Origin of the sequence: Georgenia sp. Z1491 (assembly GCF_049856175.1) — a bacterium.
Classification (GTDB): Bacteria; Actinomycetota; Actinomycetes; order Actinomycetales; family Actinomycetaceae; genus JB111.
Genome location: NZ_JBNDNA010000011.1, coordinates 115,852 through 129,980, shown reverse-complemented (window position 1 = coordinate 129,980; position 14,129 = coordinate 115,852). Strand labels below are relative to the sequence as shown.

The window sequence follows — 14,129 nt, the reverse complement described above, 5'->3', positions numbered from 1 at the left end:
GGCCCGCGTCGGCCGGTCCCCGGGTGGAGCACTATCATCCTGGGATGACCATCGAGCGGACCGGGCAGCCGGCGGCGTCCTCGCCGTCCGGCTGGGGACGCTCGCGCCTCGTGTGGCTCGGCGGACGCTCCCACCAGTTCCCCGCGGCGATCGAGCCCGTCATCGGCGCGCTGCGCGCCAGCCACCCCAAGGCCAACGTCCAGCTCGTCCGGCGGGCCTACGAGGTCGCGGAGCGTGCCCACGAGGGACAGACGCGCAAGTCGGGCGAGCCCTACATCACCCACCCCGTCGCGGTGACGACGATCCTCGCCGAGCTGGGGATGCCCGACGTCGTGGTGGCCTCCGCGCTGCTGCACGACACGGTGGAGGACACCGACTACTCGCTGGACCAGGTGCGCAAGGACTTCGGCGACGAGATCGCGCTCCTCGTCGACGGCGTGACGAAGCTCGACAAGGTCCACTACGGCGAGGCCGCGCAGGCCGAGACGGTGCGCAAGATGGTCGTCGCGATGGCCAAGGACATCCGCGTCCTCGTCATCAAGCTCGCGGACCGCCTGCACAACGCGCGCACCTGGCGGCACGTCTCCCAGGAGTCCGCGCGCCGCAAGGCCCGCGAGACGCTCGAGATCTACGCCCCGCTCGCGCACCGGCTCGGCGTCAACACCATCAAGTGGGAGCTCGAGGACCTCTCGTTCCGCACGCTCTACCCCAAGGTCTACGACGAGATCGACCACCTGGTGGCCGAGCGGGCGCCCGCCCGCGACGAGTACCTGGCGAAGGTCCGCTCCCAGATCGAGCAGGACCTCAAGACGCACCGGCTCAAGGCGGTCGTCACCGGCAGACCGAAGCACCACTACTCGATCTACCAGAAGATGATCGTGCGGGGCCGCGACTTCGACGACATCTTCGACCTCGTCGGGGTTCGTGTGCTCGTCGACTCGGTCGGCGACTGCTACACGATGCTCGGCGCCGTGCACGCGCGATGGACGCCCATGCCGGGGCGCTTCAAGGACTACATCGCGATGCCGAAGTTCAACCTCTACCAGTCCCTGCACACGACCGTGCTCGGCCCGGGCGGGCGGCCGGTCGAGATCCAGATCCGCACCCACGCCATGCACCGGCGTGCCGAGTACGGCGTGGCCGCCCACTGGAAGTACAAGGAGGGCTCCCGTGCGGGACGTGCCGCGCCCGAGCCGTCCGGCGGGGAGATGGGCTGGCTGCGCCAGCTCGTCGACTGGCAGAAGGAGACCGCCGACCCGGGCGAGTTCCTCGACTCCCTGCGCTACGAGATGGCCGGCTCGCAGGTCTACGTGTTCACGCCCAAGGGTGACGTGCTCGCGCTGCCCGGCAGCTCGACCGCGGTGGACTTCGCCTACGCCGTGCACACGGAGGTCGGTCACCGCACCGTCGGGGCCAAGGTCAACGGCAAGCTCGTCCCGCTCGACCGGCGCCTCGACAACGGTGACTCGGTCGAGGTGATCACGTCGAAGTCTCCCGAGGCGGGCCCCTCCCAGGACTGGCTGAGCTTCGTCGCGAGCCCGCGCGCGAAGAACAAGATCCGGCAGTGGTTCACGAAGGAGCGCCGGGAGGAGGCCGTCGAGGGCGGGCGGAACGCGCTGGCCAAGGCCATGCGCAAGCAGAACATGCCGATCCAGCGCCTCATGAGTGCCGAGGCCGTGCACTCGCTCGCGGTGGAGATGCGGTACGCCGACGTCACGGCCCTGTACGCCGCGATCGGCGAGGGGCACGTGTCCGCGGCGAACGTCGTCGCCAAGCTCGTGGAGTCGATGGGCGGCGACGACGGGGCGGAGGAGACGCTCGCCGAGGCGACGATCCCCGGCACCGGTACGCCCGTGCGCCGCAGCGGCGACTCGGGCATCGCCGTCGAGGGCATGGACGGCTCCGACGTGTGGGTGAAGATCGCTCGCTGCTGCACCCCCGTCCCGGGCGACCCGATCGTCGGGTTCATCACCCGCTCCCAGGGCGTGTCCGTGCACCATGCCGAGTGCCAGAACGTCGACCAGCTGCGCACGCAGAGCGAACGGCTCGTCGGCGTGGAGTGGGTCGAGAGCCCCGAGTCCACGTTCCTCGTGCAGGTGCAGGTCGAGGCGCTCGACCGGCACGGCCTGCTGTCCGACCTCACGCGCGTGCTCTCGGAGAACCACGTCAACATCCTGTCCGCGTCGATCTCGACCACCCGTGAGCGGGTGGCGATCGGCCGGTTCGTCTTCGAGATGGCCGAGACCGCGCACCTGGGCTCGGTGCTCAGGGCGATCCGGCAGGTCCAGGGCGTGCTCGACGTCCAGCGGGTGATGGGGCGGCGGCCGGAGGGCCGGCGCGGCTGACCCGGGCCGTGCCGTGGGTCGCGCGGTCGGCCGTGCGGGGACCCCTACGCGGCGGAGGTGATCGCCGCGGGCACGTGCGGCAGCACGTCGTCGAGCGTCGTGAGATCGAGGGGGACGCCCGCGCCGACGAGTCGACCGCCGAGGGCGAGGCGGGTGAGGGCGACCGCGACGGCGGCGGTCGCCCCGTAGTCCGAGTCGCAGACGAGCCGAACCCCGTCCCGGTCGGGACGCCCGGCGCGACGGCCGAGCACGCGGACGGTGAGCATCGCCTCCTCGGGCCGATCCGGGTCGTGCGTGGCCAGGGGCGCGAGCACGGGAGCGAGCGGGCGCAGGACGCGGGTCCGGGCCAGCCCGGCGACGACCCGGGTGAACGCGGGGGAGTCCCAGCCGGTCCAGTACCGGACGTCGGCGCCGGTGGCGTCCTCGAGCAGTGCTCGTTCGGGGTGCTCGAACCGGCGCAGCCCCGGCTCGCGAGGATGACGGTCCGCCAGACCGGGCCGCCGGGTCGGCGGGACGGGCGCGGCGACCCAGCGCAGCATCGCCTCGGTCCCGTCCGGCCCGACCGACGCGTTCGTGCTCTGGTGGTACAGCAGCTCGACGTGGTCGACCTGGTCGAGCCCGGAGACGAGGTCCGTCACCACGAGCCCGGACAGCCCGGGGAACATCCCCGCCATCGTCACCGAGGCGACGCCCCGCCGGCGTGCGCGGGCATCCGTCGCGCGTACCTGGGCGGTCAGAGTGGGGTCCGGGCTCACGTCGACGACGTGGACGCCGGCGCCCAGGCCGACCTCCTGCACGAACGGACGGTCCTGTGGCGCCGCGACGACGAGGGCGTCCGCACCGTCGAGGGCCCGGGCGATGCTCGCGGCGTCGCGGACGTCGAGGTGCACCTGCTCGGGTGCGCCGACGGCCCGCGCGGTCAGTGGTGCGCGCTCGGCCCGGTGGTCGCCCGCCACGACGGTCGCGTCCGTGGTCCGCGCGAGCCTGGTGGCGATGCGTCCGCCCAGCACCCCGGACGCTCCTGCGACGACGATGCGGGGCACGGGACTCCTTCGGCGACGGGTTCTCGTTCGGCGACGGTGTCCCGTTGATCCGGACGGCCGACGCCGCGAGACTACGCCCCCGCGCCCTACGTGGATACGGGCCTGCGCCCGAGGTCACCTATGGGCCGGTGCCCGAGGTCGACGAGGACGAGGTCGAGCAGCTCGGTGGCCCGGCGGATGCCGGGCAGCCCGGTGCGCTCGAGGACCGCACGCCGGACGTCGGCGGCCACCGCGCGATCCCCGAGCAGCGCGCGCGCCGGCCCCGCCGACCGGTCGAACGGAAGACGGCGAACGAGGTCGAGCACCGTGCGCGCCGGCGTCGTGGCCGGGACACCGTCGACGTGTGTGAGGTCGTGCGCGCGCAGGACGATCTTGTGTCGGGCCCTGCCCGTGCGCCCGGGGGCTCGCGCCGTGTCGGGGATTCTGGGGCGAGGGCCGCCGACGTGGACCCAGGCGGCCGAGCCGAGACAGAGCACCTGGTGGGGGCTGAGCTCCTCGGACGCCTGTGCTGCCCGTGCCGCGCGCGCCAGACCTGCGCCGATCGCCGCCGGCGGCGTCGTCCCGTCCGCCGACTCCCACACGGTCGACAGGGGCGGGGGGTCGGCACCACCGGGGGTGCGGACGACGAGGGCGTCGCCGTGGACCGGTGCCACCAGCTGGGGTGCGGGGAGGGCACGTGGGGCGAGCCAGGTCAGAGCCGGATGCATGTGCCCACGATGGCCTGGACGCCCGCGGCCCCGCCCACGATCTGTGGACGGGGCCGCGGGAGCGGTGCCTGTGGATGGATCAGGCGTCGGCGGACGCCTGTATCTGGGCGAGCCAGGAACGGCGAGCGTCGAGCGCCTCCTGGGCGGTGGCGATCTTCTTGTCGTCGCCGGTGGCCCGGGCCTTCTCGAGGTCCTCCTCGAGGCCGGCGATGGCGTCCTCGAGCTGGGCGAGCATGCCGTCCGCCCTGGCCTTCTTCTCGGGGTCGGACCGGTTCCAGCGCTCGGCCTCGGCGTCGCGGATGGCCTTCTCGACGGCGCGCATGCGGCCCTCGACGCGCTGGATGTCCGCCCGCGGCACCTTGCCCGCCTCCTCCCACTGGTCCTGCAGCGGACGCAGGGCGTTCTTCGCGGCCTCGACGTCCGTGATCGGCAGGAGGGCCTCGGCCTTCGTGAGGATCTCGAGCTTGACCTCGAGGTTGCCCTCGTACTCCTTGTCGATCGCCGCGTTGGCGGCGGTGCGGTTGTCGAAGAAGCGCTGCTGCGCGGTGCGGAATCGGTGCCAGAGCTCGTCGTCGACCTTCTTCGAGGCGCGTCCGGCCGCCTTCCACTGGTCCATGAGGTCGCGGTAGGCGCCCGAGGTGGGTCCCCAGTCGGTCGAGCCGGAGAGCTCCTCTGCGCGCGTGATGAGCTTCTCCTTGGCCCGGCGCACCTCGTCCTGGCTGGCGTCGAGCTCGTGGAAGAACGCCTTGCGCTGCTTGTCGAACTGGGTGCGGGCGGCGGAGAAGCGCTTCCACAGCGCGTCCTCGTCCGGCTTGTCGATGCGCGGACCCGAGCGCTGGGCCTTCTTCCAGCTGTCGAGCAGGCCCCGCATCTCCTCGCCGGAGGCCTTCCACCGGGTGTTGGCGGGGTTCTGGGCGGCGATCCCCTCGGCCCGCTCGATGAGCGCGGTGCGCTCGACGAGGGCCTCGGCCTTGGCCTCGGCGCGCGCGACGCGCGCCTTCTCGCGCTCGACCTCGATGACCTGCTCGACGGCGGCCAGTCGCTCGCGCAGCGCCGGCAGGTCCCCGACGGCGGCCGGCTCGGCGAGCTGCTCGGTGAGCTTGCGATGCGTCTGGCCGGCCTCCTTCGGGGTGATGTGGCTCAGGCGCGTCTCGAGGAGCGCGACCTGAGCGGCGAGGTCGAGGTAGCGGCGCACGTACATGCCGAGCGCCTCCTCCTCGGAGCCGCCCGGGAACTGACCCACGATCCGTTCCGAGTCGCCGTCCTTGACGTAGACCGTGCCCTCCTCGTCGACCCGTCCGAAGGCGGCTGCCGCCGCGGCGAGCGCGGGGTCCAGCGCCGGCTGGGGGGCGGCGGGAGCGGCCGCGGCGGCCGGGACCGGTGCGACCGACGGCTTGGCCGGCATCGCCTTCGGCGTCGGCACGGAGCCCGGTGTCGGTGCGGGCGCCCCGCCCGGCCGTGGGCGCGGGGTGGGAGCCGGCGGCGCAGGAGGCGCGTCCGGTGCGTGGGACTCCGGTGCCGCAGCCGCGGGTGCGGGTGCGGGTGCGGGTGGCGCCGGGGCTGCCTCGGGAGCCGGCGATGCTGCCTCGGGTGCCGGTGGTGCCGGTGGTGCCGGGGCTGCCTCGGGTGCCGGGGCTGCCTCGGGTGCCGGGGCTGCCTCGGGTGCCGGGGGTGGTGCCGGGGCTGCCGGGGGTGCCGGGGCTGCCTCCGGACCATGCGCAGTCTCGGGAGCCGGCGGCGCGGGAGGCGCGTCCGGTGCGGGCGGTGCCGGCGCAGTCTCGGGTGCCGGCGGCGCGGGAGGCGCTTCGGGAGCCGGCGCGGTCTCGGGTGCCGGTGGAGCCTCCGACGCAGGCGGTGCGGACGGCGCGTCCGCGGCTGGCCCCGGCCCAGCCTCGGGCGCAGGAGGGCCGGCCTCGGCCGGCTCCGGTGCCGGATGCGCGGCCGCGCGGGCCGATTCCTCCTCGGTGGTCCCGGGCGCCTCGGGGGAGCCGTGGGGCTCCGCGGGTGCGTTCTCGTCGCGGTAGGGCTGATCGCTCACGTCGCTCACTCCATGCCGAGGCCCGCGTGCGGGCGTCGTCGTCACCGCGGCACCGACCTGGTGCGCGGGTCCCCGGCTCGGCAGGGGACCCGGACAGCGTAGTTCGCTCCGCGCATCCGCACCGACACGTGACCGTCCGCGCGCGGGCGAAAGGTTCGAATCCCACCGAGAGTGCAGTCCGGCCCGAGAGGGCCACGCCCGCGAGCTGCGCCCCGGGCCCCGTCTACCCTGGCGGCATGCTCGTCCGCCGCGTCGTCGCCCCGGCCCTCGAGGTCAACACCTTCGTCCTCGCCCCGGCCCAGGACGGCCCGTGCGTCGTCGTCGACCCGGGAGCCGGCTCCGCCGAGCTCCTCGCCCCGGTGCTCGAGCACCTGGGGCTGAGCGTCGGCGCCGTCCTCGTCACCCACGGCCACCCGGACCACGTGTGGGACGCCGCCGCCGTCGCGGACCCCGCCGGCGTCCCCGTGCAGATCGCGGCACCCGACCGGCCCCGCCTGGCGGACCCCGCCGGCGCCGACCAGGTCGGCGACCTCCTCGGCGGCCAGTTCCCGCTGATCGCAGGCACCCCGTGGCGCCGGCCGGCCGCCGTCCAGCAGATGTCCACCGACCTCCTCACCGGCGGGGGAGCGGCGGTCGTCCCCGCGCTCGGCGTGCGCGGCATCCCCGCCCCCGGGCACACGGCAGGCTCGACGGTGCTGCTGCTCCAGGCCGACGAGCTCGACACCGGCGAGCCCGGCGACCCTGGCCACGTGCGGCTACCGACCCCGACGGTGCCGCACCTGCTGCTGCTCACCGGCGACGTCGTCTTCGCGGGCTCCGTCGGCCGCACCGACCTGCCCGGCGGCGACCCCCGAGCCATGGACGAGACGCTGCGGACCCTCACGCGCGTCGTCGACCCGCGCTCGATCCTCCTGCCGGGCCACGGTCCCGTCACCACCCTGCAGCACGAGCTCGCCACGAACCCCTGCCTCTCCTGAGACCTGGCCGGCCGATCGACATCGGGCAAGGCCCGGAGCGTGCGCGATGGGAGCAGACGCACACCGCCGGGCCACCCGACGCGGCCGCACCGCACGGGCGGGGGCGACCATCGGTGGAACAATCGGGCCCATGGCTCGTACCCCCTCGTTGTCCGGATTCCCCGAATGGCTGCCCGACGGACGTCTCGTCGAGAACCACGTCCTGGACACGCTGCGGCACACCTTCGAGCTGCACGGGTTCGCGCCGATCGAGACCCGTTCCGTCGAACCGGTCGAGCAGCTCCTGTCCAAGGGCGAGACCTCCAAGGAGATCTACCTCCTCAGCCGTCTCCAGGCCGACGACGACGCCGCCGGCGATCCCGCGTCCGGCACCGACCGGCGGCTCGGGCTGCACTTCGACCTCACGGTCCCGTTCGCGCGCTGGGTCGTCGAGCACGCCGGGGACCTGACGTTCCCGTTCCGCCGCTACCAGATCCAGAAGGTCTGGCGCGGGGAGCGCCCCCAGGACGGCCGGTTCCGCGAGTTCACCCAGGCCGACGTCGACGTCGTCGGCGACGGCGCGCTGGCCGAGCACCACGAGGCCGAGCTCGCCCTCGTCATGGCCGAGGCCCTCGCCGCCCTGCCGGTGCCGCGCGCCGTCGTCCGCGTCAACAACCGCAAGCTCTCCCAGGGCTTCTACTCCGGCATCGGGCTCACCGACGTCGAGGCCGTGCTGCGGTCGATCGACAAGCTCGACAAGATCGGTCCCGAGGCCGTGGCGGCGCTGCTGGCCGACGAGGCGGGCGCGAGCGAGCAGCAGGCCGAGCAGGCCCTGCGGCTCGCCGGGATCCGCGGCACCGCGTCCGAGGTCGAGGAGCAGGTCCGCGCCCTCGGCGTGCGCACGGACCTCCTCGACGAGGGGCTCGACTCCCTGCTCGCCGTGCTGTCGTCCGCCGAGCGCCGCCGCCCGGAGGCCGTCGTCGGGGACCTGTCGATCGCCCGGGGCCTCGACTACTACACGGGGACCGTCTACGAGACGACCCTGCTCGGCCACGAGGACCTCGGCTCGATCTGCTCCGGCGGACGGTACGACTCCCTCGCCACCGCCGGCTCCCGGACCTTCCCGGGGGCAGGACTGTCGATCGGCGTCTCCCGCCTGGTCGCCCGCATCCTCGGCGCCGACCTGGCGCGCGCGTCCCGTCCGGTGCCCAGCGCCGTGCTCGTCGCGGTCGCCGACGAGGACCACCGCGGCGCGTCCGACGACGTCGCCGCGGCACTGCGGGCCCGCGACATCCCCGTGGAGGTGGCCCCGAGCGCGGCGAAGTTCGGCAAGCAGATCCGCCACGCCGACCGGCGCTCGATCCCGTTCGTCTGGTTCGTCTCGGGCGACGGCCACGAGGTCAAGGACATCCGCTCCGGCGAGCAGGTCGCCGCCGACCCCGCCACCTGGGAGCCGCCGGCCGGTGACCGCCGGCCGACGGTCGCGCCCACCGTCGAGGACGGCCGGTGAGCCTGCCCGCAGGCACCGGCGCCGCGGCACGGCGCGTCCTCGCGGCACTCACCGAGCTGCGTGAGGTCCTCGGCGCCGTGCGGCTCCCGCTGGCCACACCGGTCGCCGCGGGCGCGCGCACCCAGGCGCAGCGGGTCACGCAGCAGCTCGACGACTACGTGCTCGCGCGGTACTCCCGGATCGACGCGCCGCTTCTCGCCGTCGTGGGCGGTTCGACCGGTGCCGGCAAGTCGACCCTGGTCAACGCCCTCCTCGGCGCACCGGTGACCAGCGCGTCCGCCATCCGCCCGACCACGCGCCGGCCGCTGCTCGTCCACCACCTTCTCGACGAGGAGTGGTTCGCGGGCGACCGGGTGCTGCCCGGGCTCGCCCGCGTGCACGTCTCCGGCGACGCCGCGCCGACGCCCGCCGGCGAGGGCACCCACGGCGAGCTCGAGCTGCGCGTCTCGGACCGGGTGCCGCCGGGCCTGGCGGTCCTCGACGCACCGGACATCGACTCGGTGGTCGAGGACAACCGCCGCCTCGCCGGCGAGCTCCTCGCCGCGGCGGACCTGTGGGTGTTCGTCACGACCGCCGCCCGATACGCGGACGCCGTGCCGTGGGAGCTCCTCGCCGAAGCCGCCGCACGACGGATCGTCGTCGCCGTCGTCCTCAACCGCGTGCCGCAGGGGGTGTCGGGGGAGGTCCGCCATGACCTGTCCGCGCGGCTCGCCGCCGCCGGCCTCGGCCGGGCGCCCCTGTTCACCGTCGCCGAGGTGCCGATCCCGGACGGCGGGCTCCTGCCGGACATGGACGTCGCGCCGCTGCGCGCCTGGCTCGGCGGCATCGCCACCGACTCCGCCTCGCGTGCGGCGGTCGCCCGGGCCACGCTCGGCGGCGCCGTCGACGATCTCGTCCGGCGCACGGCCACGGTCGGCGAGGGCGCACGCGAGCAGTCCGTCGTCGTCGACCGCCTGCGCGAGGACGTCGACATCGCCTACGGCGCGGCGGAGGAACGGGCCGTCGCAGCCGCCGGCGACGGCTCGATGCTGCGCGGCGAGGTGCTCGCCCGGTGGCAGGAGCTCATCGGGACCGGGGAGCTCATGCGCGCCCTGGAGTCCCGGGTCGGCCGCATCCGCGACCGCATCGTCTCCGCACTCACCGGCAAGGGGTCTCCGGTCGAGCCCGTCACCGAGGCGATCGAGACCGGGATGCTCGCCGTCCTCGTCGAGGAGGTCCGTCGCGCGTCCGCCGAGGCCGAGCGGGCCTGGCTGCGCGAGCCGGCCGCCCGTGAGCTCGTGCGCGCCGCCGTCGCCCACCGGCCGGACGACGAGGCGATCCGTGCCCGCGCCGCCGACGAGGTGCGCGCCTGGCAGTCCGCCCTGCTCGACCTCGTGCGTGAGGAGGGCGCCGACCGCCGGCAGACCGCCCGCGCGCTGTCCTTCGGCGTCAACATCCTCGGCGCCGCCCTCATGGTCGCGGTCTTCGCGTCGACGGCGTTCATCCCGACCGGCGCCGAGGTGGCCGTCGGCGGCGGCACGGTGGTCGTCGCACAGAAGATCCTCGAGGCCGTCTTCGGCGACGACGAGGTCCGGCGCATGGCCGAGCGCGCCCGCGAGGACCTCGCGGGGCGCATCCGCGGCCTTCTCGCCGAAGGGGCGCGCCACTTCACGGACCAGCTGGACGCCCTCGGCGTCGACGAGGCCCTGGCGGACCGGATCGACTCCGCCGCCCGGGCGGTCGCCGACGCGCGCCGCGCGGAGAACGCCCGATGAGCGCGAGGCGCCGCGGCAGGCGCGCACGGGACACCGGGGACCTGGCGACCGACCTGACGCACCTGCGCACCGCCGTCGAGGCCGCGCGCGGCCACCTGCCCGCCGACGTGCTCGACCGGGCCGACGTCGTGCTCACGCGCGCCGGCGAGCGCGGCAGCCTCGCCCCCGGCACCACGGTGGCGGCCCTGCTGGGCGCGACCGGCTCGGGGAAGTCCTCCCTGGTCAACGCCCTCGCCGGCGCGCCGGTGGCGCGCGTGGCCCCCACGCGTCCGACGACGCAGCGCCCGCACGCCGTCACCTTCGCGCCCGGGCCGGACGGGTCGGCCGCGACCGCCGAGCTGCTCGACTGGCTGGACGTCCCCGAGCGGACGCCCGCCGGCGGTCATGACGAGCGCACGGCCGGGCTCGTCGTGCTCGACCTGCCCGACATCGACTCCACCGCCGCCGCGCACCGGGAGCTGGCCACCCAGCTGGCCGAGCGCGTCGACGTCCTCGTCTGGGTGCTCGACCCGCAGAAGTACGCCGACGCCGTGGTGCACCGGGAGTTCCTCGCGCCCATGGCGCGGCACGCCGACGTCACGCTCGTCGTGCTCAACCACGCCGACACGCTCTCCGGCGGGGCCCGGGACGCCGTCGTCGACGACCTGCGGCGGCTGCTCGCCGACGACGGTCTGGGCGGCGTCCCGGTGCTGCTGACCTCCGCACGCACGGGCGAGGGCGTCGCCGAGCTCGCCGGTGCCGTCGCGGACCAGGCCGCGTCCCAGGTGGCCGCCCACGCCCGGCTGCGCGCCGACGCCGCGACCGTCGCCGAGGAGCTCGCCGTGGCGGCGGAGCTGGACGCCGCGGAGCCGGGCAGGTCGCCCGCGGCCGACGAGCGCCAGGTCGTGGCCGCGGCCTCCGGCGCCGCCGGGGTCCCGGTGGTCACGCGCGCGGCCGCGGCCGCCTACCGTCGCCGGGCCGGTCGGCACGTCGGGTGGCCGCCCGTGCGGTGGGTCAGCCGCCTGCGGCCCGACCCGCTGCGCCGCCTGCACCTGGGGGAGCGGGGCGGAGCGGGGCGCGTGACGTCCCTGCCGCCCGCGGGACCGGCACAGGTCGCCTCGCTGACGACGGCCGTGCGCCGCCACGTCGAGGCCCGGGCCGGGGGCATGCCCGACGCGTGGCGTGCTGACGTCGGCGCGGACGTCGAGGGCCGGGTCCCGGGACTGCTCGAGCAGGTCGATCCCGAGATCGGTGCCGTGGACCTCGGCCAGGGCAGGCGCCCGGCGTGGTGGCGCGTGCTCGGCCTGATCCAGTGGGTGCTGATCGGGGCCGCGGTGGCCGGAGGCGTGTGGCTCGGGGGGCTCGCCGTCATGGGCTACCTGCGGATGCCGGCCCCCGCGACGCCAGACTGGCGCGGCTGGCCGGTGCCGACCCTGCTGCTCCTCGGCGGCGTGCTGGCCGGGCTGCTCGTGTGGGTGCTCGGCTCGTGGCTCGCGCGCATCGGCGCGCGGCGCCGCGCGGGAGCGGTGCGCAGGCGACTACGGAGCGTGATCGCCGAGCGCGTGCGCGCGGACGTCACGGAGCCGCTCGACGCGCACCTCGCGAGGTTCGAGGAGTTCAGCTCGGCCGTGCGCGCGCTGCGCTGACCGGCCGACGGTCAGTACCGCGGCTGGCGGGGGCGCGACGGCGAGGTGGAACGCCGGTCGTCGCGCCCGGGGCGGCGGTCCGAGCCCCTGCCGGCGGGCCGGTGCCCGCCCTTCGGCCCGGAGTCCTCACGCAGGTTGAGGCGCCGGCCCCCGACGACGGCGCGGGCGAGCTTCTCCCGCGAGCGGGCGTCAAGGTCGGCGCTCACCTCGACGAGGCTGAAGCTGGGGAAGATGTCGATCTTGCCGATGTCGCCGCCGCGCAGCGAGGACTCCCCGGTCAGGGCACCGACGATCGCGGCCGGCCGGACGCCGTCGCGGTGGCCGACGTCGACGCGGTAGGTCGTCCCGTCGCCGGTGCCGCGGGGGCGCCGGGCCACGCGGCCCTTGGGCTCGCGGCCGTCCTCGAAGCGGGCGCTGAGGAACTCGCCCTGCTCGTCGACGTTCTCCTCGCGCCGCGTGCGGCCGCGTCGGTCGCCCGCGCCGGAGGACCCGGGACGGTCGTCCTTCCAGCTCTTGTCCCGCTGCTTGCGCGCGGGCAGGGCGAGCTGGTCGGGCTCGGACTCCGAGCGCGGGCGCGGCCCGGAGTCGCCGACGGCCAGCGCGAGCAGGGTGGCGGCGACCTCGGCCGGGTCGGCCGGGGCGCTGACGCCCATGGCCTCGGTGAGGAGCGTGCGGTACATCTCGAGGCGGCCCGCGTCGTGCCGCTCGGAGGTCTTGAGGAGGATCGTGCGCGCCTTGTGGGCGGAGACGTCCGCGGGCGTGGGGATGACGGCCTCGGTGAGAGTGGCGTTCGTGGCCCGCTCGATCTGGCCGAGGCGGCCGCGCTCGCGCGGCGTGAGGAACGTCAGGGCGCGGCCCGTGCGCCCGGCCCGGCCGGTGCGGCCGATGCGGTGGACGTAGGAGTCGGTCTCCCGGGGCACGTCGTAGTTGACGACGAGGCCGACGCGCTCGACGTCGAGCCCGCGGGCGGCGACGTCGGTGGCGACGAGGACGTCGAGCGTGCCCTCGCGGAGCCGCTCGACGATGCGCTCGCGCTCCTTCTGCGGGACGTCGCCGGACAGGGCGGCCGCCTGGACGCCGCGGCCCTGGAGCTCGATCGCGACCTCCTCGACCTGCGCCTTGGTGCGGACGAAGACGATGGCGGCATCGGCGTCGGAGACGGCCAGGATGCGGGCGAGCGCTCCGGTCTTGTGCCGGAACGGCACGACGGCGTAGGTCTGCTCGATGTTCGCCACCGTGCTCGCCGGCGGCGTGACCGAGACGTGCGCCGGGTCGGTCATGTGCGTGGCGGCGACGCGTCGGATCGCGGACGGCATCGTGGCCGAGAACAGCGCCGTGCGGCGGTCGGTCGGCACGTGCGACGCGATCGACTCGACCTCCTCGGCGAAGCCCATCCGCAGCATCTCGTCGGCCTCGTCGAGCACGAGGAAGCGCACATGCGTGAGGTCGAGCGAGCCGCGCTCGATGTGGTCGATGACCCGGCCGGGCGTGCCGACGACGACCTGCGCGCCGTCTTTGAGCCCGCGCAGCTGCGGCGTGTACGACGACCCGCCGTAGATCGGCAGCACCTGCAGCCCCGGCATGCGGTGCGCGAAGTCGGCGATCGCGTCGCCCACCTGGACGGCGAGCTCGCGGGTCGGGGCCAGCACGATGGCCTGGACCTTGCGCAGACCCGGGTCGACAGCGGCGAGCAGGGGCAGACCGAACGCGGCCGTCTTGCCGGTGCCGGTCTGGGCGACCCCGACGACGTCCCGGCCGCTCATGAGCACGGGGATCGTGCGGGCCTGCACGTCGGTCGGCGCGACGAAGCCGAGGTCCTCGACGGCGCGGAGCAGGTCGGTCGGCAGGCCGAGCGTGGCGAAGGTGGCGGGACGCTCCTCGCGCTCGGCCGGCGCGGAGGTCTCCTGCGCGGCGGGCGCCTCGACGCTCGAGGTCTCCTCGACCTGCGGCGCCTGGTCGGCGCCGTCCCGGGGCGAGGCGTGCTCGGTGTCGGGGACGGTGTCGCCGTCGTGGCTCGGGTCGCTGGTGCGGGCAGGCTCTGTGGCGTGATCGGGCACGAAATCTCCTCGGGGTGCGGCGAGCGGGGCGCCCAGGACGGGGCGCGTGCCGCACAGTGCCCGGAAGTCGTCCGCGCCTTGTGCGTCGGAGAGA

General features: G+C 75.3%; 9 protein-coding genes. 5 read left to right on the top strand and 4 right to left on the bottom strand.

What is annotated here, in order from left to right; genetic code table 11:
• Positions 1-44 precede the first annotated feature (44 nt).
• Positions 45-2,345, top strand: a complete 2,301-nt coding sequence (locus ACPYO4_RS12265; protein WP_425709530.1) for a RelA/SpoT family protein — start codon at positions 45-47, stop codon at positions 2,343-2,345.
• Between the two features lie 44 nt (positions 2,346-2,389).
• Here ACPYO4_RS12265 and ACPYO4_RS12260 read toward each other — a convergent pair whose 3' ends face one another.
• The 3 genes from ACPYO4_RS12260 to ACPYO4_RS12250 form a co-directional block, all read right to left on the bottom strand.
• Positions 2,390-3,388 carry an NAD-dependent epimerase/dehydratase family protein gene (locus ACPYO4_RS12260; protein WP_425709529.1) on the bottom strand — a complete coding sequence of 333 codons (999 nt, stop codon included), beginning with the start codon at positions 3,386-3,388 and terminating at the stop codon, positions 2,390-2,392.
• Positions 3,389-3,474: 86 nt separating this feature from the next.
• Positions 3,475-4,095 carry a hypothetical protein gene (locus ACPYO4_RS12255; protein ID WP_425709528.1) on the bottom strand — a complete coding sequence of 207 codons (621 nt, stop codon included), beginning with the start codon at positions 4,093-4,095 and terminating at the stop codon, positions 3,475-3,477.
• A gap of 79 nt (positions 4,096-4,174) precedes the next feature.
• Entirely contained in the window at positions 4,175-5,518 is a 1,344-nt protein-coding gene (locus ACPYO4_RS12250) for a DUF349 domain-containing protein (protein ID WP_425709527.1), read from the bottom strand.
• Between the two features lie 851 nt (positions 5,519-6,369).
• Here ACPYO4_RS12250 and ACPYO4_RS12245 point away from each other — a divergent pair.
• From ACPYO4_RS12245 to ACPYO4_RS12230, 4 genes are all read left to right on the top strand, one after another.
• Positions 6,370-7,110 carry an MBL fold metallo-hydrolase gene (locus ACPYO4_RS12245; protein ID WP_425709526.1) on the top strand — a complete coding sequence of 247 codons (741 nt, stop codon included), beginning with the start codon at positions 6,370-6,372 and terminating at the stop codon, positions 7,108-7,110.
• 130 nt (positions 7,111-7,240) lie between these two features.
• Positions 7,241-8,599 (top strand): histidine--tRNA ligase, encoded by a 1,359-nt coding sequence (gene hisS / locus ACPYO4_RS12240; RefSeq protein ID WP_425709525.1) that lies wholly within the window; start codon positions 7,241-7,243, stop codon positions 8,597-8,599.
• The gene (locus ACPYO4_RS12235; RefSeq protein ID WP_425709524.1) at positions 8,596-10,353 is read left to right on the top strand and encodes a dynamin family protein; all 1,758 of its coding nucleotides are present in this window, start codon (positions 8,596-8,598) and stop codon (positions 10,351-10,353) included. The genes hisS and ACPYO4_RS12235 overlap by 4 nt, the downstream gene beginning before the upstream one ends.
• Positions 10,350-11,978, top strand: a complete 1,629-nt coding sequence (locus ACPYO4_RS12230; protein ID WP_425709523.1) for a GTPase — start codon at positions 10,350-10,352, stop codon at positions 11,976-11,978. Before ACPYO4_RS12235 ends, ACPYO4_RS12230 begins: the two co-directional genes overlap by 4 nt.
• Positions 11,979-11,989: 11 nt before the next feature.
• Here ACPYO4_RS12230 and ACPYO4_RS12225 read toward each other — a convergent pair whose 3' ends face one another.
• Positions 11,990-14,035: a DEAD/DEAH box helicase gene (locus ACPYO4_RS12225; RefSeq protein ID WP_425709522.1), complete on the bottom strand. Its 2,046-nt coding sequence runs from the start codon at positions 14,033-14,035 to the stop codon at positions 11,990-11,992.
• Positions 14,036-14,129: the final 94 nt, after the last annotated feature.

Bases quoted from the DNA above. Each gene is read 5' to 3' on its own strand.
- ACPYO4_RS12265 (WP_425709530.1), top strand. From the start codon at position 45: ATGACCATCGAGCGGACCGGGCAGCCGGCGGCGTCCTCGCCGTCCGGC.
- ACPYO4_RS12255 (WP_425709528.1), bottom strand. From the start codon at position 4,095: ATGCATCCGGCTCTGACCTGGCTCGCCCCACGTGCCCTCCCCGCACCC.
- ACPYO4_RS12245 (WP_425709526.1), top strand. From the start codon at position 6,370: ATGCTCGTCCGCCGCGTCGTCGCCCCGGCCCTCGAGGTCAACACCTTC.
- hisS (WP_425709525.1), top strand. From the start codon at position 7,241: ATGGCTCGTACCCCCTCGTTGTCCGGATTCCCCGAATGGCTGCCCGAC.
- ACPYO4_RS12230 (WP_425709523.1), top strand. From the start codon at position 10,350: ATGAGCGCGAGGCGCCGCGGCAGGCGCGCACGGGACACCGGGGACCTG.